This window comes from Ruegeria sp. CDSC002, from assembly GCF_059610905.1.
Window position 1 is genome coordinate 95,911 of the sequence record NZ_JBXWOM010000003.1, and the last position, 24,226, is coordinate 120,136.

Below are 24,226 nucleotides of genomic sequence, written 5' to 3' on the forward strand. Positions count from 1 at the left end.
AAAAGACTTACCAAAATCAATTTTCGGGACATTCCGACGCGCGGATCGCACCGCTTGCAGCCAACCGCCACAGCCCATACGTTCGCGCAAACACAAAATCACGCGAGGCCCCTGATGCGCGACGCTGCCCCAACGACGATCTATCTGAAAGACTACACACCCTTTGGTTATCTGGTGGACAGCGTGCACCTGACGTTCGACCTCGCCGCCCACGCAACCCGCGTCACCTCTCGCATTGCATTTCGCCCGAACCCGGAGGCCAGCGACAAGACGTTCTTCCTGCACGGCGAAGACCTCAAGCTGATCCGCGCATCCATCGACGGTGCGGATATCACCCCCGAGACTACCGATAAGGGCCTGACCGTTGCTGCCCCCGACGCGCCATTTATCTGGGAAGCCGAGGTTGAGATCGACCCGGGAAACAACACCGCCCTCGAAGGGCTTTATATGTCGAACGGCATGTATTGCACCCAGTGCGAGGCAGAAGGGTTCCGCAAGATCACCTTTTACCCTGACCGCCCTGATGTGATGTCCACTTTCACTGTGCGCATCAATGGTGATCTTCCTGTTTTACTGTCCAACGGCAACCCCTCGGACAAAGGCGAAGGTTGGGCAGAATGGACCGACCCGTGGCCCAAGCCCGCCTACTTGTTCGCGTTGGTCGCGGGCGATCTGATTAACCATCCCGGCCAATTCACCACAATGTCGGGCCGCGAGGTCGAACTAAACCTCTGGGTCCGTCCCGGCGACGAAGGCAAATGTGCTTTTGGTATGGAAGCCCTGAAGAAATCCATGAAGTGGGACGAAGACGTCTATGGTCGGGAATACGACCTAGACGTGTTCAACATCGTGGCCGTAGACGATTTCAACATGGGTGCGATGGAGAACAAGGGGCTGAACATCTTCAACTCATCTGCTGTTCTGGCCAGCCCTGAAACCTCGACCGACGCCAATTTTGAACGGATCGAAGCGATCATCGCGCATGAGTATTTCCACAACTGGACCGGCAACCGGATCACCTGCCGCGACTGGTTCCAACTGTGCCTGAAAGAGGGCCTGACCGTTTTCCGGGATGCGCAGTTTACGTCAGATTTGCGCTCGGCCCCGGTAAAGCGGATTGAGGACGCTATCGACCTGCGTGCGCGGCAATTCCCCGAAGATAACGGGCCCTTGTCGCATCCAGTCCGGCCTGAGAGTTTTCAGGAAATCAACAACTTCTACACCGCGACCGTCTACGAAAAAGGTGCCGAGATCATCGGTATGCTGAAACGTCTGGTTGGTGATGAGGCCTACTCAAAGGCCTTGGATCTGTATTTCCTCCGCCATGACGGACAGGCCTGCACCATTGAAGACTGGATCAAGGTGTTTGAGGACACCACCGACCGCGATCTGAGCCAGTTCAAGCGCTGGTACAGCCAATCTGGCACGCCGCGCGTGACAGTGAGCGAAGATTGGAATGACGGCACATATACGCTGACATTGGCGCAGCACACCGAAGAAACACCTGGGCAGTCCGAAAAGCTGCCGCAAGTGATCCCTGTCGCGGTGGGTTTGCTTGGACAAAATGGTGACGAAGTACGCGCGACCGAAGTTCTGGAACTGACTGAGGCGGAACAAAGCTTCCAATTCACTGGGCTGGCGGCAAAACCTATGGCCTCGATCCTGCGAGATTTCTCGGCCCCTGTGATCCTTGAGCACGATCACACCGATGCCGAACGCGCCTTCCTTCTGGCCCACGACACTGATCCTTTCAATCGGTGGCAGGCGGGACGGTCATTGGCGCAGGACACGCTGTTGCGCATGATCCTCGAAGACGCAACGCCGGGTGCGGATTACTTGGACGGGGTGCTGGCCGTTCTGCGCGACGGCGAATTGGACCCGGCGTATCGCGCCCTGATGCTGGGTCTGCCTTCCCAATCCGAACTGGCCGCTGCGTTGTTCGACCGGGGTGAAACACCTGACCCGATGGCGATCTGGACAGCGGTAGAAACACTGCGGCAGGCAACCGCGCAGCACGTTCAGGACTTGCTGCCGCGCTTGCACAGCGAAACCTTGATCGAGGCACCATACAGTCCCGATGCAGACCAAGCCGGCAAACGTTCGCTTGGCAATGCCGCACTGGCCCTGACGTCACGGCTTGATGGTGCGGCAATGGCAGCCGAGCAATACGCGGCGGCTGGCAACATGACACAGCAACTGAACGCCCTGTCCTGCCTGCTGCGCGCAAGCAAGGGTGAGGCCGAGCTTTCTGCGTTCTACGAACAATGGCAGCACGACCGTCTGGTGATGGACAAATGGTTTGCCCTTCAGGTCGGAATGGCCTCGCCAGTGGCCACAGTAGACATCGCCCGCACCCTGACCGAGCACGCCGATTTCAACTGGAAAAACCCCAATCGTTTCCGGGCGGTGATGGGTGCGCTGGCGATGAACCATGCCGGTTTCCACCGCGCAGATGGTGCGGGTTATGCGTTGCTGGCCGACTGGCTGATTAAACTGGACCCGGTCAACCCGCAGACCACCGCGCGGATGTGTTCGGCCTTCCAGACCTGGAAACGCTATGACGCAGACCGTCAGGACCTGATCCGTGCAAAGCTGACCCGCATCGCAGAAACGCCTGACCTGTCGCGCGACACGACAGAAATGGTTTCGCGCATTCTCAACGCATGACGGAATTCGAATTTACGCGTCAGAACCGGGCACCGCGCACTGTCGGTGTCCTGATCTGCGTTTATGCGGCCTTGATGGCACTTGTGATCCTGTTCGACGCGGCATGGTGGCTGGTGGTGCTGTTGGCGTTGCCTACGTTACCGGCCATTTGGGATATTGCTCAGAACACCAGCGCAGGGCTGGTTCTTGATCAAAACAAACTGCGCTGGTTTACCGGCGCTCGTGAGGCCGAAATTGATCGTTCAGACGTTGATTATGTTCGCTTTGACACGCGTTGGGATTTCTCGGTGCGCGTTTCTCTGGTTCTGACATCCGGCAAGCGGATTCGGCTACCTGATGAGTCGTCTCCGCACCACAGGGAGTTCGAACAGGTCCTGCAACAGGCTGGTTTTCGAATTGAGCGTCATCACTTCGTCACATTTTGAAACAATAGGTTCATTTTTGAAAGATTAGAGGCAAATGCCAACCAGTCCCCTTCAAAGACCTTGAATTTGACACCGATTGCAGCAAAGCTCTTACCCTCAAGTTTCTGGTTTGTTTGTTTCGAGTGCCGCCATGTTCTGGTTTTTTAGGGACCGTTCGTCCCGTTCCCGATCTTCTATTACTCATCCGGCTGCATCCGGCGCGTATTTCGCTGACCCGGCTGTTTCGCCCGTGTTGCCAGACCAAGGGCAATTGAACATCCCATTGGCTGATGTTCAGGCCCAGGATGAGATTGGGCGCAGCTCGATAGAAAAAGGCCGCTTCCTGGCCAGACAGGATCGCTGGGCAGAATTGTCCGACCTAATGCACAAAGCAGACGACGCTCGGGAAACTGCACCCGACGGAATGCCTGTCGCGGAATTGCTGGCGTTTGGGGCGCGGGCCGATGTGGTTCTGGCGGCAGAACATGCGCTGTCCGATGCCAAAGCGCTATCAGAGTTTGACGTCCTGAGCGGCATTTCCGAATTGGAAGACGAGATGCGCGCGCATTCGGGTGACCCGATGATCGCCTTGGTTGTCGCTTTGGCCCACATTGATATGGCATGGGCATGGCGCGGTACGACGAACGAAGCAACCCTGCCCTCGCTGCACCAATCCCGCTGCGCCGCCCATTTCGATCGGGCAGCTGCAATCCTTCCCAATTGTCGCGAGGCCGCAGCGGACAGCCCCATTGTCGCCTCGGCTGGCTGCGCAATTTTGGCGGGTCAGCGTAGAGCCAACACACGGGTGGCGGATGAATACGAGCGGTTGATCAAGCTCGACCCGTTGAATCATCGGCACATGCGCGCGATGGGGACCCACCTGCTGCCGCGCTGGTTCGGAAGCTATGGCGAGCTTGAGGTCCAGGCACTGCGTATGGCGGCCCAAACCCAGGATATCTGGGGCGCCGGAGGATATACTTGGGTTCAGTTTGACGCGATCGCCCTGGACGAAGAGGCCTGCGCGCGTCTGGATGTCGATTTCTTCCTGGAAGGCATGCACGATATTCTGCGTCGGCGTCCTGACCAGCAAACCGTCAACATGCTGTCGGCTTACTGTGCCATCACGATCCAGAACGGCGTTGGCCAGTGCGACAAGGCTGATCTGGTGCGCAGTCAAATACACCAGGCTGCAAACTGGCTGATCCGCGACCACCTGACAGAACTGCACCCGTTGATTTGGGCCCATGCAGCAAATGGCTTCAACAACAGTGTTCGGATCAATTCACCCGAACGGTTCGCGGCCCGTGGGCAGCGCGATGCCCTGCGTGCAATTGGCGATCTGTTCCGTGATGAGCTGCGCAGCGGATTGGATGTGACGTTTACTCCGACGGGTTTGCGCCTGTCCGGGCACTGATTCCCCCTTGCCCCTCGGCCGAGCCGGGCCTAATACGCAGGCTTAGACTTCTGCGGAAATGAGGCGCGCCATGCTCGACCTGACATACGAAATGCCCAAACCCAAAACCATTGCCGGGGCCAAGCACGATTGGGAACTGGTCATCGGGATGGAGGTGCATGCGCAGGTCTCGTCCAATGCCAAGCTGTTCTCGGGCGCATCGACCCAATTCGGGGCCGAGCCGAACTCGAACGTGGCATTCGTGGACGCGGCGATGCCGGGAATGCTGCCGGTGATCAACAAATACTGCGTCGAACAGGCGGTACGAACCGGTCTGGGCCTGAAGGCGGATATCAACCTGGTATCGGCCTTTGACCGCAAGAACTATTTCTATCCCGACCTGCCGCAGGGCTATCAGATTTCCCAGCTGTACCAGCCTATCGTAGGCGAAGGTGAAGTGCTGGTGGAAATGGGCGACGGCACTGCGCGCATGGTGCGAATTGAACGCATCCACATGGAACAGGACGCAGGCAAATCGATCCATGACATGGACCCGCATATGTCCTTTGTCGACCTGAACCGGACCGGTGTTTGCCTGATGGAGATCGTCAGCCGCCCCGATATTCGCGGCCCCGAAGAAGCCGCAGCCTACATCGCCAAGATGCGCCAGATTCTTCGTTATCTGGGTACCTGCGATGGCAACATGCAAAACGGCAACTTGCGGGCGGACGTCAATGTTTCGATCTGCTTGCCCGGTGCCTATGAAAAGTATCAGGAAACGCAGGACTTCTCGCATCTGGGTACGCGTTGCGAGATCAAGAACATGAACTCGATGCGCTTTATCCAGCAAGCGATCGAGGTCGAGGCCCGGCGTCAGATTGCCATCGTCGAAGGTGGCGGTACTGTCGATCAGGAAACCCGCCTGTATGATCCGGACAAGGGTGAGACACGCTCGATGCGGTCAAAGGAAGAAGCGCATGATTACCGCTATTTCCCCGACCCTGACCTGCTGCCCCTGGAAATTGAACAGGCGTGGGTTGATGACATCGCAGCCAGGCTTCCGGAACTACCGGATGCCAAAAAGGCGCGTTTTATTGGCACCTTCGGTCTGACGGATTACGATGCGTCGGTTTTGACGGCCGAAGTAGAGTCGGCTGCCTATTTCGAAGAGGTCGCCAAAGGCCGCAACGGTAAACTGGCAGCGAACTGGGTCATCAACGAGCTATTCGGTCGCCTGAAGAAAGAAGACCACGACATCACCGCCTCACCGGTCTCGCCTGCGCAGCTGGGTGGGATCATCGACCTGATCGCCTCAGACGCCATTTCTGGCAAGATCGCTAAGGATCTGTTCGAGATTGTCTACACCGAAGGCGGCGACCCGGCGCAGATCGTTGAAGAACGCGGCATGAAACAAGTTACCGACACCGGTGCCATCGAAACTGCGCTGGACGAAATCATCGCGGCCAACCCATCGCAGGTCGAAAAAGCCAAGGTGAACCCGAAATTGGCAGGCTGGTTTGTTGGTCAGGTCATGAAAGCAACCGGCGGCAAGGCGAACCCCAAGGCCGTCAATGAGTTGGTCAGCAAAAAGCTGAGCTCGTAAGCCTTTCGGTTCATGAAACTGCAACGGCAAGGTCCGTGCGTCTGGCGCGGACTTTGCCGGTCCCGCGCGCGGGGCGCAAAAGACAAAACAGAATTTGCCCAAAGGGCGATGATGACTGTTCGAAACCCGACAACATGTTAGATTGCTGGGGATCGGCAACCAGGAAAATCTGATGCAGCGCTACGAATACAAAGTTGTCCCCGCCCCACAAAAAGGCACCAAGGCCAAGGGCGTCAAAACTGCCGAAGGGCGGTTTGCAGTGTCGATCGAACAGATACTGAATCAGATGGGGCAGGATGGCTGGGATTACCAGCGTGCGGAACTTTTGCCCAGCGAGGAACGCGCAGGCCTGACCAGTTCCACCGTGAACTGGCGCAATGTTCTGGTGTTTCGGCGACAGGTTGCAGTTGAGTTTTCTTCAGAGCGCGAGCCGGTTGAGAACAGCGATGATGCACCCGTGGCTCAGCCGGTGCCCGGACCAGAAGAAGTGAAGGCCCCTGCACCGATTTCAGAAGAGGTCAAAGATCCGCCATTGACCCTGAAGCCCACGGATCTGTCCGAAAAGGACAAAGAGCAGACCTAAGCGGTCTGCTCCGCGTTTTCACAGCCTGCAGCTGAATTACTCGGCAGCGCTTGCCGCTTGGCTAAGATCCTGCGCCAGCATCAGCGCATTGCCGTCCGGGTCGTAGAACGTTGCGGTGCTGACCATGCCCTCGATCGTTTCAGTCGCCCCATCGAACCTGACGCCCGAGGATTCGAGCGCCTGACGCGCCGTCGCAATATCGGACACCCCGAACACCGGCACCGTATTGCCTGGCGCAGGCTCGGCCTGCTCACCCAGGCCCAAGGTCACACCGTCGGTTTTGGTCTTCATCTCGCTCCAACCGGCTTCGTCAATATGGTGGATCAGCTCGAACCCCAGCTTGGCCTGATACCATTCGGCACTGACATGCCTGTCTTGCACGGACATGGCGAGCGTGATCGTGTTTTCCAGTGAAACGAGTGGCATTGAACTATCCCTTTGGCGAAAATTAAAGTAACTATACTTTATGGACATAAAGATTCTTGTCAAGCTTACGTCCCGCGCCTGGTCCCTGAACATTCTGGCGTTAATGCATGAAGGCATGCCGGGACGACAGGCACCGCTGCTGGCTGCGACAAGCGCCGGCAGAACGGCATTTGCCCAAAGCCTTGACCACCTGATTCAATTGGGTTTTCTGGAACGGAATCCCGGCCACGGTCATCCGCTGCGTCCCGAATTTCGATTGACCCAAGCGGGTGTATCTGCGGCCGAAATCGCCAGCAGGATCGTGAATGTCGTGCCAGATGACGCTGATTTCGCGTTGCTCAGACGCAGTTGGACGGCACCTATTCTGGCGCTGACCGACAGGCCCCAACGATTTTCGACTCTCAAATCCGGTCTGATCACGATTTCCGATCGCGCACTTTCGACGTCGCTTCTGCGCCTGGAAGAGCAAGCGTGGATACGGCGAGACATTGATGCGACGCACCGGCTGCCTTTTCCCACCTATCGCGCGGTGAATCAGGGAATCGCCGTCAACAGGGCCATTTCTCTGGTCGCCTAGGCATCGACCAATGGGTCTGTTCAGGCATCAATATCCAGCGCCAGCGCATGAATGCGGGGCACGATGTCGCCCAATGCCTTATGTACCGCACGGTGGCGGGCGACGCGGGATTGCCCCTGAAAAGCGTTGGCACGAATGCGGACGTTGAAATGGCTTTCGCCGCCCTCTTGAAACCCGGCGTGCCCGCGGTGGCTTTCGCTGTCATCTACGACTTCCAACTCGCGCGGTTCAAAGGCTGCCATCAGGCGGGTTCGGATCTCATCGGTCACGGTCATTTTTTTGCTCACGGGCGAAAATTTTACCGCCCCCCCTCTTCTACTTTCGGCTGCTTAGACTAAACTGCTGCCTCCGAGTCGAAAAGATGCGTTCTTAAGGATGAGCACATGGTGAAGTCAGACCCCTTCGGATTTGATATGTCCGTATCCACTTCCAAGAAAAAGAACCCGCGGGGGCGTCGCGGAATGTCGGGCGCGTCTGAAACCTCGACGCGTATCTGCGATCACGAAGGTTGCGAAGAACCGGGCAAGTTCCGTGCACCCAAGGCCCCGGATGTACTGGACGACTTTTTCTGGTTCTGCCAGCAGCACGTTCGCGAATACAACAACAAGTGGAACTTCTTTGACGGCACCACCGAGGCCGAGCTGAACGCTCAGCGGTCCAAGGACAAAGTGTGGGAGCGCGAGACCAAGCCGATGGGTGACCCCGAAGCGCGCGCATGGGCCCGTCTGGGAATCGAGGACCCGCATCAGGTACTTGGCGCAAACAGCACCCAAAACAAAGGACGCACGTCAGGTGGTGGCGGTCGTCGCCTGCCCCCCACGGAACGCCGCGCGATCGAAATTCTGGAAGCCAACGACAGCTGGACCAAAGCCGAGGTGCGCAAAGCGTACAAAAAGCTGATCAAGGTATTGCACCCCGACATGAACGGCGGCGACCGTTCTCAGGAAGAGCAGTTGCAAGAGGTTGTCTGGGCGTGGGATCAGATCAAGGACAGCCGGAACTTTAGGTAGTCGATCTATTGTTTGATCATTTCCCGTAAAAGCTCGGCTTCGGGGCGCTTCAAGCAACGCACACGCGTTTGTTTCCAGGCGGATCCACGGCTGAACCGTTCTGGAAAGAGCACACGAAGTTCTTCTACATCTCCGCGACCGAAAGACAACAGCGCCATATCACCCAGAAACAAGCTTTCCGTTGGCAAACCGTGCGACATCAAAACTGCGTGGCGGTTGCAGGCAATATGGAAGTATGTCACCGCCTCATTGGACCACACCTGTCGAATAGTGTTGTCGTTCACAAGATGTATTGCCGCTGCAAAAACCCTCGGCTCACCGAACAACAATTCGGCGCGCCACCCTTCCAGAACAATTCTGTGTTGCGGTGACAAGTACAAATCGCGGTCAGGCAAAGCATCTCCGATCGCTCCTTTTTTGATACAAACGGGACGCAATCGCGGGTTTTGCTGCAACGCTTCCGCCCTCACGGTCTTCTTGCCAATCCACAAAATGGGTAGCAGCGCACCGCTGGAAACACGAACTTTGTCCCCAACCGACAGTTCTTCGACAGGGCGAGGGCCTTTTTCGGTTTCTATCAAGGTGCCCTTTACAAAACACGGCACTGTTCCCGCAGGAAGATCGACTGTCACATTCAGGATGGCATTGTTACCGGCCCCTGGCTGCCCGTTCGTCGCCCCTATTCGAACCGTGAGTTGCGTATTCGGAGGGATGTCCGCCCCCTCAGTAAGCTCAACGGTCAAAACTCCACTAGGTGAAATCGAAACAGTGTAGTCTGATGGATCCAATCCACCATCGCCAGTTACGGTCACGCTCCAAGTCACAGCTTTGGTCGTGGTATACTGCTCCATAACCGAGGTCGACCCACTGGGGATCGAGATAGAAGTCGGACCTGAGATTACTAACGACATTTGTACCTACACTCATAAAATAACAAAATCGGGAACCGCTTTTGCATAATCATATATGCATATTTAACTCATCACATCTTACTATTGCAATATTAATGCTTCACGGGACTGCGTGGCGGCGTTCTGGGCCCAAAATTCGGGCTGTCCAAGATTTGAAAGATTAGCTCGAGACATTGGACGCAACATCGATAAGGCCAGTTTCAAAGAAACATCCGCCTAAGTTCCTACCAGCACGGCTTTCCCTTGCCCTTGCCCGCAATATGTTGCACCACACACGAGTTCAAACCCGGCAACGCGGGGCAAAGGATAAGGACAAGGCGAATGGCTGACGGATCGATCGACGTAAACGCAAAACCCACCGAAGAAATTTCGGTCCGTGACGTGTTCGGTATTGAAACCGACATGGCGATCAAGGGCTTTGCTGACCGCAGTGACCGCGTACCCGCGATCGACCCGACCTACAAGTTTGACCCGGAAACCACACTGGCCATTCTGGCAGGCTTTTCGCACAATCGGCGTGTGATGATCCAAGGCTATCACGGTACGGGCAAATCGACCCATATTGAACAGGTCGCGGCCCGCCTGAACTGGCCCGCCGTCCGTGTGAACCTCGACAGCCACATCAGCCGGATCGACTTGATCGGTAAGGACGCGATCAAGCTGCGTGATGGCAAACAGGTGACCGAGTTCCACGAAGGCATCCTGCCCTGGGCGCTGCGCAACCCCGTTGCCATCGTTTTCGACGAATACGACGCAGGTCGTGCGGACGTGATGTTCGTGATCCAGCGTGTTCTCGAACATGACGGTAAGCTGACCTTGCTGGACCAGAACGAGATTATCACGCCGAACCCGAACTTCCGCCTGTTTGCCACCGCGAACACCGTCGGTCTGGGCGACACTACCGGCCTGTATCACGGAACGCAGCAGATCAACCAGGCACAGATGGACCGCTGGTCGCTGGTCTCGACGCTGAACTACCTAAGCCACGATGCCGAGACGATGATCGTTCTGTCCAAGGCGCCACATTACAACACCGAAAAGGGCCGCAAGACCGTCAGCCAAATGGTCACCGTCGCCGACCTGACCCGGACCGCCTTCATGAATGGCGACCTGTCGACTGTCATGTCGCCCCGGACCGTGATCAACTGGGCCCAAAACGCCGAGATCTTCCGCGACGTCGGCTACGCCTTCCGCCTGTCCTTCTTGAACAAGTGTGATGAGCTGGAACGCCAGACCGTCGCCGAGTTCTATCAGCGTTGCTTTGACGAGGAGCTGCCGGAAAGCGCGGCGAGTGTGAGCTTGGGGTGATAATCTTCTTTGTCATAGCATCTATCTGGGTTGTTCTTGATTCAGCTTGGCTTTTTGACAAAGTAGATTGGAAAAAGACGGCGCCTTCAGAAATGACGGCGCCGCAGCATGTCCACCTGACACGGCTGCGCTGGGAATGCTTAGTGCTTTTCTCGGCAGCAATGATCTGGAGTACGTTCATTGTCTAAACCAAACGACAACCCCGCTGATCCGTTCAAGAAGGCCTTGGCCGAAGCCACCAAGGTGATGGCCGATGATCCCGAATTATCGGTAAGCTATACTGTCGACCCCTCGGGTCTGTCGGGCGAGTCGATGCGTTTGCCGCAGGTTTCTCGGCGCATGACTCGCGAAGAGGTTTTGCTGGCGCGCGGTACGGCGGATGCTTTGGCGTTGCAGCGCCGGTACCATGACGATGCGACCCATAATCGCTATGCGCCTCCGGGTGATATGGCGCGGGATCTTTATGAGGCCATGGAAGTTGCCCGGTGTGAGGCGATGGGCGCGCGGGATATGCCCGGCACGGCCTCTAACATCGATGTTAAAATTGGGCACGAGGCGCTGCGCCGTGGGTACGACCAGTGCAAGCAGCCTGCTGATGCCCCCTTGTCGGTGGCCGCGGGTTATCTGATCCGTCACTTGGCAACCGGACGGGACCTGCCGCCTGCGGCCGAGAACATCATGAACCTGTGGCGCGGCTTCATCGAAGAGCAAGCCGGCGGGACGCTGGAAAACCTGCAGGAAATCCTGTCGGATCAGGCCGAGTTTGCCAAATTTGCCCGTCAGATGATCAAGGATCTGGGGTATGGTGACCAGCTGGGCGAAGATCCGGACGAGCTGGACGAAGATCAGGAAGATCAGGCCGAGGACGACGCCGAAGAACAGCCCGACCCCGATAGCACTGGTCAGGATGATCAGGACGAGCAGGACGCCGACGCGACCCCCGAGCAAACGCAGGAAGAGCAGCAGGACCAATCTCAGGCCCAGGTCTCGATGGACGAGATGGCCGAGGATGAGATGGGCGATGAGGCCGAGATGCCTGACGGTGAGGCCCCGATGGAGCCGCCGTCCCCGCCCCCTGCATCCGAGGCCGACCCGGACTACAAGGTTTACCTTGGCACCTTCGACGAAGAGATCGCAGCCGAGGATTTGGCCGAGCCTGCTGAATTAGAACGGCTGCGCGCCTATCTGGATCAGCAGCTTGAGCCGCTTAAGGGTGCCGTCAGCCGTCTGGCGAACAAACTGCAGCGCCGATTGCAGGCGCAACAGAACCGTTCTTGGGAGTTTGACCGCGAGGAAGGCATTCTGGATGCCGGTCGTCTGGCGCGTGTTGTGGCCAACCCGACCACGCCGCTGAGCTTCAAGGTCGAGAAAGACACCGAGTTCCGCGATACAGTGGTGACGCTGCTGCTGGATAACTCGGGCTCAATGCGCGGTCGCCCGATCTCGATCGCGGCGATCTGTGCCGATGTTCTGGCCCGGACGCTGGAACGTTGCAACGTGAAAGTCGAAATCCTTGGCTTTACTACGCGCGCTTGGAAAGGCGGCCAGGCACGTGAGGCATGGCTGAATGACGGCCGCCCGCAACAGCCGGGGCGTCTGAACGATCTGCGTCACATCATCTACAAAGGTGCGGATGCCCCGTGGCGTCGAGCGCGACCCAACTTGGGTTTGATGATGAAAGAAGGCCTGCTGAAAGAGAACATCGATGGCGAAGCACTGGAATGGGCGCATCGCCGGATGCTTGCGCGACGCGAGCAGCGCAAAATCCTGATGGTGATCTCGGACGGTGCGCCGGTTGATGATTCAACACTCAGCGTTAACCCCGCGAATTACCTGGAAAAACACCTGCGCGACGTGATTGGGATGGTCGAAAAACGCAAGATGGTCGAGCTTTTGGCCATTGGTATCGGCCACGATGTAACCCGATACTACGATCGCGCGGTAACAATCACGGATGTCGAACAGCTGGCAGGTGCGATGACTGAACAGTTGGCGGCATTGTTCGACAGCGATCCTCGGGCACGTGCACGCGTGATGGGGATGAAAAGGGCCAGCTGACGCTGGCCCTGCCTCCGGCAGGAGTATTTTTCAAAAGATGAAGGGGACTGCCCCCCGTTTACGAGAGGTGTCACATGTTTCAGTCCTTTGCAGTCACTGCACGTCCGGAACAGGGACCGCCCAGACTGGCCGCTTTGCGATCCCAGATGGCGCAGGATGGGTTGGACGGTTTTCTGATCCCACGCGCAGATGCGCATCAGGGCGAGTATGTGGCCACACGCGATGAACGGCTGGCATGGCTGACGGGCTTTACCGGTTCGGCCGGCTTCTGTGCGGCATTGTCCGAAATTGCGGGTGTATTCATCGACGGCCGATACCGCACCCAGGTCAAGGCGCAAGTGGCGGAAGAATTCACGCCCGTACCCTGGCCCGAAACAAGCCTTAGCGCCTGGCTCAAGGAACAACTGCCGAGCGGCGGAAAGGTTGGTTTTGATCCCTGGCTGCATGCAGCTGGGCAGATTTCCAGCCTGAAGAAAGAGTTGAACGCGAGCGGCATCGAGCTGGTTCGGTGTGACAATCTGGTGGATCGGGTGTGGCCGGATCAGCCGGACGCCCCGATGAACCCGGTCAAGGCACACCCGATTGAGTTTGCCGGGGAAACCGCTACAAGCAAAATCGCGCGGCTGGCGGATGATTTAAAGCAGAACGGGTGTGAGGCGGCGATCATTTCCTTGCCGGATTCGATCATGTGGCTGCTTAACATTCGCGGATCGGACATCGGGTATAACCCGGTTGCCCATGGATTTGCCATTCTGCATGCCAACGGTCGGGTTGATCTGTTCATGGCGGCACAAAAACTGGCGGGGTTGGACGATCATCTTGGCGACCATGTTCAGGTTCACGACCCACAGGTGTTTCTGGAAGCCGTTGCGGGTTTGGTCGGCAAGGTTCAAGTCGACTTGGGGACTTTGCCGCAAGCAGTTGCTGACGTTCTCAGCGACAAGATGATGGATGCAGGGGATCCCTGTGCCTTGCCCAAAGCTCGCAAGAATCCGGCGGAAATCGCTGGAAGTGCCGAAGCGCATCTTCGCGACGCGGTGGCCGTTATTGAGACGTTATGCTGGCTGGACGCAAAGACCCCGAGCACAATGACGGAAACTCAGGTAGTCACGCAGCTTGAGGAAAACCGCCGCCGGGATAACGCGCTACAGGATATCTCGTTCGACACGATTGCGGGCACCGGGCCCAATGGCGCGATCATGCATTACCGGGTGACCGAAGAAACCGACAGCCGACTGGAAAATGGGCACCTGTTGGTTTTGGATAGCGGTGGGCAGTATCTGGATGGCACAACCGACATCACCCGCACCATTGCGATAGGGGAAGTAGGCGATCAGGAAAAAGCCTGCTTTACCCGCGTGCTAAAAGGGATGATCGATATGTCCATGCTGCGCTGGCCCGCCGGGCTGGCCGGACGAGATATCGAATGCATCGCACGCGCCCCCTTATGGGCAGCGGGCCAGGATTTCAATCACGGGGTCGGCCATGGCGTCGGTGCGTATCTGAGCGTCCATGAAGGGCCGCAGCGCTTGTCAAAGGTCAGCCATGTACCGCTGGAGCCGGGCATGATCCTGTCCAACGAGCCCGGATATTATCGCGAAGGCGCGTTCGGCATTCGGATCGAGAACCTTGTTGTGGTTCAAGATGCCCCGCCGCTGCCCACCGCTGACACCGAGCGTGCGATGCTGAACTGGCGGACGCTCACATACGTTCCAATTGACCGGCGGCTGATTGTAGTTGATATGCTAACGACAGAAGAACGCGCGTGGCTTAACGCATACCACCGCGACGTTGCGGAAAAAGTTCGCCCAAGGCTGGGCGACGACGCTCAACTGTGGTTGGATGCCGCAACTGCGCCGATCTGACACCGGACTGTCACATAAACCGGGCAGAGGAGTGATCCGTACTGAAGACGAGGGAAGAAGCAGAGATGACAGACATAACGATCCGCAAAGCAGCTGGTAAATGGAGCGTTCGTTCCGGGGGCGCCGTTCTCGGAGAGAGCATGAATGCGCTGGAGCTGCTGGAAGGTGATCTGGATCCGGTGATCTATTTCCCTCGCGCCGATATCGGAATGGCATTTCTGGACCGTACAGAAAAGGTTACGCACTGCCCGCACAAAGGCGATGCGACGCATTTCTCAATCGTCAATAAATCATCCGTGACCGAAAACGCAGCGTGGAGCTATGAGGACCCGGTCGCCGCAATGGCCGAGATCAAGGGTTATGTCGCGTTTTACCGCGTCGATTCTGTTAAGGTCGAACAGATCTAAATCCCTCAGATGGCCTCTCTGACCCGCTCGGTCGCGGCCATGTCGTGACGCACACGCCCATAGGCCTGTGCCATGGATGTCAGAGTATGCGGCGGGCAGCCAATTTCTGCGAGGCAAGAGGCATCGATCACACGCACGCGCCGCTGAAAGGCCTGCTCAACCACCTGATCTACAGGTTCATCGCCCGGTCCAAAGGTCAGGTTGTGATAGTGGAACCCCTGCCCTGGCGCAGTAACGCCCAGATTGTGTCGCACGCGATGCGAGCCCAGCCAGTGCAATAGAAACTGTAGCCCCTCGTCCTGCCCCGGGTCCGGTACATGCGTCGCCTCGATCTGACCAAGCTCAGGTTGCAGACGAAACTGTACATATGTCTTGGGCGTCCAGATCCGAACGGGTTGCACGAAATCAATGAAACGTCCCATGCGCCAGCCGCGCAGACGCGGACCCAGGCCCAGGGTTGTCGTAACAAGGCTTACCGGGGCTTGCGACACGGCATAGACAGACGCAAAAAGGCTGCATCGACCATCCTGTTTCCGCTTGAGTGTCAGCGCATTGAAATTTCCACGATTCGTGTAGTTCCGCGGGGATCCCAACGCGCGCGCCAGCCTCAGACAGTTGATCGTATAAGGCGCGTGGTCCAAAAAGCCGAACTGAGTGATTTGTGGCAGGCTTCGCGCAAGCAATGTGGCCGTGCCTAGGACGCCTGCAGCCAGGAACACCTGGCGGGCCTGAATGCGTGTCCCATCCGCCAGTTCCAAGCATACACAATTCTGGTCATTTTCGATCCGTTGCACACGGCCCGCACGGACTTCGACATTTGGCATTTCGCTTAGACGGTTTCCTACGGCCCGCGCCATTGCACCCAAGCCGATATCCGGGGCGTCTTTTGTTCCTGTCAAAAGGCGTGGCACACTTTTTTCCAACCCATCGCCCAGTTGCTCGCGCTGGATGCCGCCTATGACCTGCAGGTCACTTTGCACGGTCTCGCAGGCGGCGGTGTAATCTGCCCAGCTTTCAAGATATCGCCCCTGACCCCAGGGATCATCGTTATCGTAGACCTGCAATTGTTTGCCCCAAAAATTGGCAAGCCCACCCACTTCGGCGGCGACGAACAGCGGCGGGGCATCCCCGGATACATCGGTCCGTTCGGTCATAAAGGCCGGCTGCTGACGTTCGTACGCGACAGACACAATCTTGGCCGGGCCGTCCTCACATGGTTCAGATCCCGCGCCTGTAATCACCACCACCGAACCTGAAACCGCTCGCATTGCAGTCAAAGCGGCGTAGCCAGCGGGGCCCGCGCCTATCAACGCAACATCAAATACTCGCATAGTGTGGACCTTTGCCCGGCGCCCACCGTTGTATTGACCTGATGGTCGCCAAACCGTGGCTGAAACAGCCTCGTGGGGGCATTGCAGAAAAACTGGTAAAAAATTGGACGTCCTGAGATACTTGTTTGCCTGACCCGTCCCGATCAGCAAACCACCTGCCTCCCAATTTGGCGAGGTAAGAACCTCCTTGTTCGGACAACAACCCGCCCATCCGGTTATTTCCGTGCGAGACCCTCACACCAGGTCTCCGAGCCGGATACCTGAAGGAGGGGTTTTGAAACATAGCCGTTGAGACACGTGATGCGTGTAGGCTGCATAAATCCGGGAGTGCAAATCAAGATGCAGAAATAGCATTTTCAAAGTACTCCCGTTCGCGCGAGTTTCAGTTCAAAAATAAGTCAATGCAGTTATGTCGTTCAAGATCTTGAAATTTCTTGGCTCCCGACACTCGCTTTGGGAGTAAATTTCCTTTGGTCGCGTAGGGATATCGCTGCAATCGTCACAAATATTAACGATTTTTTGGCCTTTTGATCAAGAAATTCGGAAAAAAAGTGAAAATTTTAGATGTATTTGGGATGCAGCTTACCAGCAAAAACCCGCCAAGACATGCAGCCAGAAGGGTTTCGCCAGCAGTTCAACCCGGGCCACACCCCCAAAAACATCGGGTTCACGATCTAATCACGGGGCTGTTGCATGCATGTGAGGCATCAAGAGTGCACAATGCCACCAAACACCGCCCAGAGGATGCCATGTCACTTACTCGTCGCAGTTTCGCAGGATCATTGGGGACCGTGCTCTTGTTGCCTGGCGCATTGTCCGCGCAACAAGACCCCGTGCTGGATGCCGTGCGTTCCACCTTGTTCGGAAGCAACGCGGAGTTTGAGCAAGGCATGGCCTTTCTCGTGCAACGCGGCAACCCGGATGTGGTGCCTGCTTTGCTGACCGGTATGCGATACGCCAGACGTCGCAGCAGCGACATCGTGAAGGTCATGCAGACCCTGACTGGTGAGAGTATTGGTCAAGACTGGTTTGACTGGATGTTGTGGCAGGAAAAGAATCCGCAAATCGTGCCGCACCCCTCGCTCATCCCGTTCAAACGCGAGGTTCTCCTGGGGGTAGATACGAATTTTGATGTCTTCCTGAAGCCAAAGTACTTGCAGCGCGACAAGATGAAGATCCGGCTTGAAGAGATCGCTTGGGGTGGTGTGAACAAGGACGGTATCCCATCGCTGGACAATCCGGCGCTGATCCCTGCCGCGCGCGCAGATTACCTTAAGGACGATGACCTGGTCTTTGGCGTTTCGATCAACGGGGACGAACGAGCCTACCCGCTGCGGATCATGGGCTGGCATGAAATGTTCAATGAGGTGATTGGCGGGGTTCCGGTTGCCTTGGCCTACTGCACACTGTGTGGTTCAGGCATTCTGTTTGAAACGCAAGTGCCGGATCGCAGCAAACCGCTTATCTTCGGCTCATCCGGGTTTCTGTACAGATCCAATAAACTGATGTTCGATCGTCAAACGCATTCCCTGTGGAACCAATACACCGGCAAGCCTGTTGTTGGCGCGCTTGTTGGCAACGGTATCGAATTGAAACAACGCCCGGTGGTCATCACCACTTGGCAAAGCTGGAAAACATCTCACCCCAAGACGAAGGTCCTTTCAATGAACACCGGTCACCGGCGGAATTATGGGTCGGGTGTCGTGTATCGGGAGTATTTCGCTTCATCCGAATTGATGTTCCCGGCGCTGGTCGATCAGTCCAGCCACAGGCAGAAAGACTATGTTTTCGCCATCCGTCAATTTGGTGCGGCGCGAGCATGGCCCCTGGATGCGTTCGGCAGAAGCCGGGTAATCAATGACGCCATCGCCAACCGGCCGCTGGTGCTTATCGGAAACGACGAAAAGCGCGCAGTGCGGGCTTATGAACGCGCATCCCACAAGTTCGCTGCGTCTGGCAGCGATTTGGTGGATGAAACGGGTCAGAAGTGGACCATGACCGAAGAGGCGCTGGTTGGAGCAGGAGGCGCGGAATTGCCCCGGGTCGCAGGCCATATTTCGTACTGGTTTGCTTGGGACAACTACCTTGGCGATACCGCTACAGTGTATAAACGCTAAGAGTGCTCTTCAGCCGCAGTGGCAGCCAAGGCGCGATTATACGCTTTCAGTGCATCGACGTGGTAAAGCGCTCCGACCGGGTTTTCACTGCCGTCCTCTTCGACAATCACCACCGGAATACAGGGGATGTCATCCCTGTCGAAATAAGGCATCGCGGCCTCTAGCGTGGCGCTAGCTTGAACACATAGCCCTTGTTCGATCAATTCGACCGCCTGTTCTTTCGTGATCGAGCGCGAATCGCCCAAGGGGCGCATGACCGCCCCGGTTCGCAGCATCGCCAGCAGATAGGCTTGCGGCCCTGCGGCCAGATGCACGTTACGACGTTCCAGCTGGGTCAAGAAGAAGGACCGATCCACAAGACGCGAGGCCAGCGCTGTCGACATCGACACCGAAACCATCACAGCCAGGCCGATCTGCCAGTCTCCGGTCAGTTCAAAGACAATCATCGTGGTCGAAATCGGTGCGCCCAGAACCGCGGCAGCAACGGCCCCCATTCCGGCAAAGGCATAGAGCGTATGGGTGCCAGAAACATCAGGCAGCAGCCCGGTTGCGATCAGGCCGAAGGCCAGTCCGGTCAACGCCCCAATCATCAGCGATGGGGAAAACACCCCGCCGCCCATACGTCCGCCCATGGTGATCGCTACGGCAACCGTCTTGATTACCGCAAACAGGATGGCAAAACTCAGGGTCAGGTCACCTGCCAAAGCGCGGATCGTGGTTTCATACCCGACGCCGATGATGTGCGGGAACCAGATCGCCAGCAGCCCCAACATCGCGCCTGAAACAGCTGGGCGCAGCCAGCCAGGCAAGGCAAGCCGGTTCTGGATATGGTTGCCGATATCTTCGGCAAAAAAGATCGACCGCATGAGCAGAAGCGAAACCAGCCCGCAGATTAGGCCAAGTAGCAGGAAGGCGGGCAATTCCACGTAGAATTGCAGGGAACCGGGTGTATCCAGAACAAACTCGGTCACGTCGCCATATTCCAGCCGGTTGATTACTGTCCCCGCAACCGAAGCGATCACGATGGGCGCAAACGCATGCACTGCAAAGTGGCGCAGTACGACCTCAAGCGCGAAAAGTGCACCTGCGATCGGTGAGTTAAAGCTGGCCGAGACGGCTGCGGCAACGGCGCACCCCAACAGATCGCGCCCAGTGATGCCATCGGCATGGATGCGGTTGCTAACCCAGGTTGAGATCACGCCAGCCATGTGCACGACCGGCCCCTCTCGGCCCGTGGACCCGCCTGTACTGAGCGTGACGAGCGAGGCAAAGAACGACGCGATACCCGCCTTGCTTTCCACGCGACCATCGGTCACCGCAGCCCCTTCGATGACGTCAGCGACGGATCGCACGCGTCCGTCGTCGGTGAACTTGTTCAGGATCACGCCCACGATTAGCCCGCCGATGATGGGAATGATCAGGATCAGAAACCAAGGCAACTTTTCCGCATGGCTGTGCAGCAGCAAAATGTCATCCGTATCATAGACATAAGCCTGCAGCGACCGGATGGCCTTGCGGAACCCCAATGCCATGAAACCTGCCGCAATCCCGATCGCCAGCGCAATGAACCAGAACTGAATTTGGCTGGGCCCACGCCGCCGCATCACCCGCCAAGCGTCCTTGATCGCGGCCAAAGCCTGATTGAGCTGGTTGCGCAGAACAGTGCGGGTTGATTGGGTCATTGGCCCTCGGGGATCACGTCTTTCCCCTTAGTAAGCCACGGAGCGCCCTTATAAAAGTGGGATCGCGACGGATTGAACACGCGAAAGCGGCAGAATTGCCTCAGGCCTGCAAAAGGGCTCGGGCGGCAGCGCGCGCCTCGTCCGTGATCGTGTCGCCTGCGACCATACGGGCAATTTCATCCACGCGGTCGGGTTCGGCCAGCGGAACAACGGTAGAAAGGGTCTGCCCGTCGGTGACGTGTTTTTGCACCCGCCAGTGATGTGCCGCGCGGGCCGCCACCTGCGGTGAGTGCGTCACAACCAGCACCTGCCCGCCCTGCGCCAGCGCCGCCAGACGCCGCCCGACCGCATCGGCAGTTGCACCACCAACGCCCCGGTCTATCTCATCAAAAATCATCGTGCGCGCGCTGTCATTCCCGGTCAGGCAGACCTTGAGCGCCAGAAGAAACCGACTGAGTTCGCCGCCCGAGGCGATTTTGTTCAGCGGACCAGAAGGTGCGCCGGGGTTGGTGGCAACTGTGAAAGCTACTGCGTCAATTCCATCGGGACCGGGATCCGCGGCTGTAATTTCGGTTTGGAACACAGCGCGCTCCATCTTCAACGGGGCGAGTTCGGTCATCACGGCGGCATCCAGCTGACCGGCTGCCTTCTGTCGCACAGCACTTAGCTTGGCCGCTGCGCCGTTATATGCGGTCTGAGCGGCGTCCACCGCTGCCCGCTGAACGGCCAGATCCGCGTCGCCAGCGTCAAGCCGGTTCAAACGGTCACGCAAAATTTCGGCAAAGGTACCCAGTTCATCAGGTACAACATCATGTTTACGAGCCAGTGCGCGGATGGCGAACAGGCGTTCTTCGGCCTGTTCCAATTCCGCCGGATTGAAATCCAATTTCTGCAGACAAGCCTCGACACCGTCCTGCGCCTCACCCAATTCGATCAGGGCGCGCCCCAGGGCCGCGATTGGTGCCTCCAATTGGCCGCCGGCATTGTCCGAGACGCCTTCGAGCCAACGCACAGCGTCCGCCATTGCGCTTTCAGCCCCGTCCCCGCCTAGCAGAGAGAAAGCCCGAGCGACATCATCCCGGATACGCTCAGCTCCTTGCATCATGCGACGGCGGGCATCGAGCTCGGCGTCCTCGCCGGGTTGCGGGTCCAGCTGATCAAGCTCGGATACCGAATGCCTAAGAAATTCCTCTTCCGCGCGCATCGCCACAAGGGTCGATTCCGTTTGAGCAAGAGCTTTGCGCGCACGTGACATCTCGGACCAGGCCGACCGCACCTTTGCCAGTTGGGGTTCTGCGCCGGCGTAATCATCCAGCATTGTCCGGTGACCGCGCGGGTTCAACAGGCCGCGATCATCGTGTTGACCATGCAGTTCGATCAGGGTCTCGGACAATGCGCGCAGCACCTCGCCCGAACAACGGCGATCATTGACCCACGCGGTCTTGCGCCCCTCGGCCGTATTCACCCGCCGCAGGATAAGTTCCTCTCCGCCGGGCAGGCCCGCGTCGGCCAGAATTGCATGTGCAGGATGGTCTTCGTGTAATTCGAACTCCGCCACGACTTCACCCTGGGCGGCGCCCTGACGGACTAGTTCAGCCCGGCCACGCCAGCCCAGAACAAACCCCAGCGAATCCAGAAGAATCGACTTGCCCGCACCGGTTTCACCAGTCAACGCATTCAGGCCCGGCTGAAACGTCAGTTCCAGCCGGTCGATGATCAGCATGTCACGGATATCGAGGGCGCGCAGCATCGGGTCTTAGCGTCCCACCCCATTGGCCATGGCGATTACAACCACTCACCTTTGACGGTCTGACGGTAGATCGTGCTGAGCCAGTTGTTGCCACGGCTCTTGAGATCCAACCCGCGTGACGTCAGCAACGAATAGCCCGCATCGTACCATTCGGACGATTGATAGTTGTACCCAAGAATGGCCCCTGCCGACTGTGCCTCATCCACAAGACCCAGTGCCAGATAGGCTTCAATCAAGCGGTACAGAGCTTCGGCGGTATGAGATGTGGTCTGGAAATCTTCAACCACCACACGGAACCGGTTGATGGCTGCGGTATAATGGTCCTGGCGCAGATAATAGCGTCCAATTTCCATCTCTTTGCCAGCCAGATGGTCAAATGCCAGATCGAATTTCAACACCGCAGAGGTCGCGTATTCGCTATCCGGATAGACCTCGATCACTGTGCGCAGCGATTGCAACGCCTGAAAAGTCAGGCCCTGATCGCGCCCGACCTCGTCAATCTGGTCATAATAGCTGAGCGCCAGAAGATATTGGGCATAAGCCGCATCTTCGTCCGTCGGGTAAAAGTCGATGTACCGTTGTGCGGCGCCTCGGCTCTCTTCGTAGTTTTTGTCCGAGTGGTATGAGAACGCCTGCATGATCAGCGCGCGCTTGGCCCAATCGGAATACGGATACAGACGTTCAACTTCTGAAAAATACCACGCCGCATCGTCCGAACGATTCTGCGACAGCTCATATTCGCCGCGCGTGAAAATCTGTTCAGGAGTGAACCCTTCCAGGTTCTGATTGCGGTCTGCGCCTTTTCCAGCGCACGCCGTCAAAACTGCTGTCAGAAGAATCGCGCCTGCGAACCTGACTGCCGCTTTGCTGCCAACCATTCCGCCTATCCTTGTCGTATTACTTGACGGGGTTAAGCCCCGATTTAGGCCAAGGTCTAGCACATAAAATTCCGGTGCAAAACGTCTTATGCGCCCCTTCGCGGAATTGTCGACAGAGTTGATCCAATCAAGCGACTTCGGGGATTTCGTCCCGGACCAGGCCCTGCCCCGGAAGGCGGGCTGCCTGTTCGGGCGTACACAGGATCGGACGGACGGCACCCGGTGTTTCGAACAGCTTGCGCAGCAGAGTATTGGTCATTGCATGGCCGGATTTGTCACCGGTAAAGTGACCAAAGATCGGACCGCCTGCCAAATACAGGTCACCAAGGGCGTCCAGCATCTTGTGACGCACTGCCTCATCCGCGTGGCGGAAACCACCCGGGGTAAGGACTTCATCACCCTGGACAACGACGGCATTTTCCAGCGTACCGCCCAAAGCCAGCCCGTTTTCGCGCATCGCCTCAACATCAGTACGGCGACAGAACGTCCGGCAGTCACACAGCTCACGTGCGAACGAGCCGTTGCGCATATCCAGTGTCTTGGTCTGGCTGCCGATGGCACCGTCTTCGAAGTCGATATGGAAATCGATGATCAGACCATTTGCAGGCGCAATCGATGCGCTGGCACCTTCACGCACAGCGGTCACCGGCTTAAGAACCTCATAGGCCAGAACCGGGCTGGCTTGGCGACGCACGCCCTTCGCCATGATACCGCGAACGAAATCAATCGAAGACCCATCCATGATCGGAACTTCGGGACCATCAATCTCGATCAGTGCGTTATGTATTCCGCAACCGGCCAGCGCGGCCATGATGTGCTCAACCGTAGACACAGACACACCTGCGTCGTTGATCAGGCGGGTGCACAGCGGGGTGCGCTCGACCACGTCATAGATCGCAGGGACAAGGGCATTGCCCAGCTCAATATCCGTCCGTTTGAACCAGATGCCGTGACCGGCGGCCGCCGGTTTCAGGACCATCGTCGCAGGCTTACCGCTATGCAGTCCGACGCCTGTAAACGTGACCGGAGATTTGAGCGTATGTTGCAAGGTGAACCTCGAAGAGTGGTGTCCGGCCTCGGTTGGCCGTGTTGGACACTCAGTTAAGGAAGGCGGCGTCAAGGCTCAACTCACTCTTTGCAACCGAATGAAACATGTATGTGACAGATCGGCAAATCCCTGCTTACACCCCATTAAGCATCTGTAAAACAAAAGAAAAGGGCCGCCACTTGGCGACCCTCTGCATTCATTTTGTTAC

General features: G+C 57.4%; 20 protein-coding genes. 12 read left to right on the forward strand and 8 right to left on the reverse strand.

Annotated elements, in window-relative coordinates:
- The first annotated feature begins 114 nt into the window (after window positions 1-114).
- The 5 genes from pepN to AC2FJE_RS06685 all read left to right on the forward strand — a co-directional run bounded on the left by pepN (window position 115) and on the right by AC2FJE_RS06685 (window position 6,650).
- Window positions 115-2,667, forward strand: a complete 2,553-nt coding sequence (gene pepN, locus AC2FJE_RS06665; RefSeq protein ID WP_496754961.1) for an aminopeptidase N — start codon at window positions 115-117, stop codon at window positions 2,665-2,667.
- A complete protein-coding gene (locus AC2FJE_RS06670; protein WP_496754963.1) occupies window positions 2,664-3,092 on the forward strand; it encodes a hypothetical protein in 429 nt (142 codons plus the stop codon). The genes pepN and AC2FJE_RS06670 overlap by 4 nt, the downstream gene beginning before the upstream one ends.
- Window positions 3,093-3,222: 130 nt before the next feature.
- A complete protein-coding gene (locus AC2FJE_RS06675) occupies window positions 3,223-4,485 on the forward strand; it encodes a hypothetical protein (RefSeq protein WP_496754965.1) in 1,263 nt (420 codons plus the stop codon).
- A gap of 70 nt (window positions 4,486-4,555) precedes the next feature.
- Window positions 4,556-6,067, forward strand: a complete 1,512-nt coding sequence (gatB, locus tag AC2FJE_RS06680; protein WP_496754967.1) for an Asp-tRNA(Asn)/Glu-tRNA(Gln) amidotransferase subunit GatB — start codon at window positions 4,556-4,558, stop codon at window positions 6,065-6,067.
- Window positions 6,068-6,239: 172 nt separating this feature from the next.
- Window positions 6,240-6,650, forward strand: a complete 411-nt coding sequence (locus tag AC2FJE_RS06685) for a DUF4177 domain-containing protein (RefSeq protein WP_496754969.1) — start codon at window positions 6,240-6,242, stop codon at window positions 6,648-6,650.
- A 36-nt stretch (window positions 6,651-6,686) separates the two neighbouring features.
- Here AC2FJE_RS06685 and AC2FJE_RS06690 read toward each other — a convergent pair whose 3' ends face one another.
- The gene (locus tag AC2FJE_RS06690; protein ID WP_058274355.1) at window positions 6,687-7,076 is read right to left on the reverse strand and encodes a VOC family protein; all 390 of its coding nucleotides are present in this window, start codon (window positions 7,074-7,076) and stop codon (window positions 6,687-6,689) included.
- A gap of 40 nt (window positions 7,077-7,116) precedes the next feature.
- Between AC2FJE_RS06690 and AC2FJE_RS06695 the strand changes: the two genes are divergently transcribed.
- Window positions 7,117-7,653 carry a winged helix-turn-helix transcriptional regulator gene (locus AC2FJE_RS06695; protein ID WP_282119146.1) on the forward strand — a complete coding sequence of 179 codons (537 nt, stop codon included), beginning with the start codon at window positions 7,117-7,119 and terminating at the stop codon, window positions 7,651-7,653.
- Window positions 7,654-7,673: 20 nt separating this feature from the next.
- On the opposite strand, the gene AC2FJE_RS06700 is transcribed toward AC2FJE_RS06695, so the two are convergent.
- Window positions 7,674-7,928 (reverse strand): BolA family protein, encoded by a 255-nt coding sequence (locus tag AC2FJE_RS06700; RefSeq protein WP_282119145.1) that lies wholly within the window; start codon window positions 7,926-7,928, stop codon window positions 7,674-7,676.
- 108 nt (window positions 7,929-8,036) lie between these two features.
- Here AC2FJE_RS06700 and AC2FJE_RS06705 point away from each other — a divergent pair, with 108 nt between their 5' ends.
- A complete protein-coding gene (locus tag AC2FJE_RS06705) occupies window positions 8,037-8,663 on the forward strand; it encodes a J domain-containing protein (protein ID WP_058274352.1) in 627 nt (208 codons plus the stop codon).
- Between the two features lie 5 nt (window positions 8,664-8,668).
- Here AC2FJE_RS06705 and AC2FJE_RS06710 read toward each other — a convergent pair whose 3' ends face one another.
- The gene (locus AC2FJE_RS06710; protein ID WP_496754971.1) at window positions 8,669-9,574 is read right to left on the reverse strand and encodes a Hint domain-containing protein; all 906 of its coding nucleotides are present in this window, start codon (window positions 9,572-9,574) and stop codon (window positions 8,669-8,671) included.
- 321 nt (window positions 9,575-9,895) lie between these two features.
- Here AC2FJE_RS06710 and cobS point away from each other — a divergent pair, with 321 nt between their 5' ends.
- From cobS to AC2FJE_RS06730, 4 genes are all read left to right on the forward strand, one after another.
- Complete coding sequence (gene cobS / locus AC2FJE_RS06715) at window positions 9,896-10,882, forward strand: cobaltochelatase subunit CobS (RefSeq protein WP_058274350.1); 987 nt, start codon at window positions 9,896-9,898, stop codon at window positions 10,880-10,882.
- A 180-nt stretch (window positions 10,883-11,062) separates the two neighbouring features.
- The gene (gene cobT, locus AC2FJE_RS06720) at window positions 11,063-12,940 is read left to right on the forward strand and encodes a cobaltochelatase subunit CobT (protein WP_058274349.1); all 1,878 of its coding nucleotides are present in this window, start codon (window positions 11,063-11,065) and stop codon (window positions 12,938-12,940) included.
- 74 nt (window positions 12,941-13,014) lie between these two features.
- Entirely contained in the window at window positions 13,015-14,805 is a 1,791-nt protein-coding gene (locus AC2FJE_RS06725; protein WP_496760803.1) for an aminopeptidase P family protein, read from the forward strand.
- 65 nt (window positions 14,806-14,870) lie between these two features.
- The gene (locus tag AC2FJE_RS06730) at window positions 14,871-15,212 is read left to right on the forward strand and encodes a DUF427 domain-containing protein (protein ID WP_496754975.1); all 342 of its coding nucleotides are present in this window, start codon (window positions 14,871-14,873) and stop codon (window positions 15,210-15,212) included.
- Window positions 15,213-15,217: 5 nt separating this feature from the next.
- Here AC2FJE_RS06730 and AC2FJE_RS06735 read toward each other — a convergent pair whose 3' ends face one another.
- Entirely contained in the window at window positions 15,218-16,543 is a 1,326-nt protein-coding gene (locus AC2FJE_RS06735; protein ID WP_496754978.1) for a hypothetical protein, read from the reverse strand.
- A 749-nt stretch (window positions 16,544-17,292) separates the two neighbouring features.
- Between AC2FJE_RS06735 and AC2FJE_RS06740 the strand changes: the two genes are divergently transcribed.
- The gene (locus AC2FJE_RS06740; RefSeq protein ID WP_496760804.1) at window positions 17,293-18,660 is read left to right on the forward strand and encodes a DUF3179 domain-containing protein; all 1,368 of its coding nucleotides are present in this window, start codon (window positions 17,293-17,295) and stop codon (window positions 18,658-18,660) included.
- On the opposite strand, the gene AC2FJE_RS06745 is transcribed toward AC2FJE_RS06740, so the two are convergent.
- The 4 genes from AC2FJE_RS06745 to lpxC form a co-directional block, all read right to left on the reverse strand.
- Entirely contained in the window at window positions 18,657-20,342 is a 1,686-nt protein-coding gene (locus AC2FJE_RS06745) for a chloride channel protein (protein ID WP_282119140.1), read from the reverse strand. The two genes, AC2FJE_RS06740 and AC2FJE_RS06745, sit on opposite strands and share 4 nt — an antisense overlap.
- A gap of 100 nt (window positions 20,343-20,442) precedes the next feature.
- Window positions 20,443-22,092, reverse strand: a complete 1,650-nt coding sequence (recN, locus tag AC2FJE_RS06750) for a DNA repair protein RecN (RefSeq protein WP_496754982.1) — start codon at window positions 22,090-22,092, stop codon at window positions 20,443-20,445.
- A 35-nt stretch (window positions 22,093-22,127) separates the two neighbouring features.
- Window positions 22,128-22,970 (reverse strand): outer membrane protein assembly factor BamD, encoded by an 843-nt coding sequence (locus tag AC2FJE_RS06755; protein WP_109313100.1) that lies wholly within the window; start codon window positions 22,968-22,970, stop codon window positions 22,128-22,130.
- A gap of 127 nt (window positions 22,971-23,097) precedes the next feature.
- Complete coding sequence (gene lpxC / locus AC2FJE_RS06760) at window positions 23,098-24,018, reverse strand: UDP-3-O-acyl-N-acetylglucosamine deacetylase (RefSeq protein WP_113789279.1); 921 nt, start codon at window positions 24,016-24,018, stop codon at window positions 23,098-23,100.
- Window positions 24,019-24,226: the final 208 nt, after the last annotated feature.

Bases quoted from the DNA above. Each gene is read 5' to 3' on its own strand.
- AC2FJE_RS06740 (WP_496760804.1), top strand. From the start codon at position 17,293: ATGTCACTTACTCGTCGCAGTTTCGCAGGATCATTGGGGACCGTGCTC.
- AC2FJE_RS06695 (WP_282119146.1), top strand. From the start codon at position 7,117: ATGGACATAAAGATTCTTGTCAAGCTTACGTCCCGCGCCTGGTCCCTG.
- AC2FJE_RS06690 (WP_058274355.1), bottom strand. From the start codon at position 7,076: ATGCCACTCGTTTCACTGGAAAACACGATCACGCTCGCCATGTCCGTG.
- cobS (WP_058274350.1), top strand. From the start codon at position 9,896: ATGGCTGACGGATCGATCGACGTAAACGCAAAACCCACCGAAGAAATT.
- AC2FJE_RS06755 (WP_109313100.1), bottom strand. From the start codon at position 22,970: ATGGTTGGCAGCAAAGCGGCAGTCAGGTTCGCAGGCGCGATTCTTCTG.
- gatB (WP_496754967.1), top strand. From the start codon at position 4,556: ATGCTCGACCTGACATACGAAATGCCCAAACCCAAAACCATTGCCGGG.
- AC2FJE_RS06670 (WP_496754963.1), top strand. From the start codon at position 2,664: ATGACGGAATTCGAATTTACGCGTCAGAACCGGGCACCGCGCACTGTC.
- AC2FJE_RS06735 (WP_496754978.1), bottom strand. From the start codon at position 16,543: ATGCGAGTATTTGATGTTGCGTTGATAGGCGCGGGCCCCGCTGGCTAC.
- AC2FJE_RS06685 (WP_496754969.1), top strand. From the start codon at position 6,240: ATGCAGCGCTACGAATACAAAGTTGTCCCCGCCCCACAAAAAGGCACC.
- AC2FJE_RS06710 (WP_496754971.1), bottom strand. From the start codon at position 9,574: ATGTCGTTAGTAATCTCAGGTCCGACTTCTATCTCGATCCCCAGTGGG.
- AC2FJE_RS06725 (WP_496760803.1), top strand. From the start codon at position 13,015: ATGTTTCAGTCCTTTGCAGTCACTGCACGTCCGGAACAGGGACCGCCC.
- AC2FJE_RS06700 (WP_282119145.1), bottom strand. From the start codon at position 7,928: ATGACCGTGACCGATGAGATCCGAACCCGCCTGATGGCAGCCTTTGAA.
- AC2FJE_RS06745 (WP_282119140.1), bottom strand. From the start codon at position 20,342: ATGACCCAATCAACCCGCACTGTTCTGCGCAACCAGCTCAATCAGGCT.
- AC2FJE_RS06730 (WP_496754975.1), top strand. From the start codon at position 14,871: ATGACAGACATAACGATCCGCAAAGCAGCTGGTAAATGGAGCGTTCGT.
- AC2FJE_RS06675 (WP_496754965.1), top strand. From the start codon at position 3,223: ATGTTCTGGTTTTTTAGGGACCGTTCGTCCCGTTCCCGATCTTCTATT.
- AC2FJE_RS06705 (WP_058274352.1), top strand. From the start codon at position 8,037: ATGGTGAAGTCAGACCCCTTCGGATTTGATATGTCCGTATCCACTTCC.
- pepN (WP_496754961.1), top strand. From the start codon at position 115: ATGCGCGACGCTGCCCCAACGACGATCTATCTGAAAGACTACACACCC.
- recN (WP_496754982.1), bottom strand. From the start codon at position 22,092: ATGCTGCGCGCCCTCGATATCCGTGACATGCTGATCATCGACCGGCTG.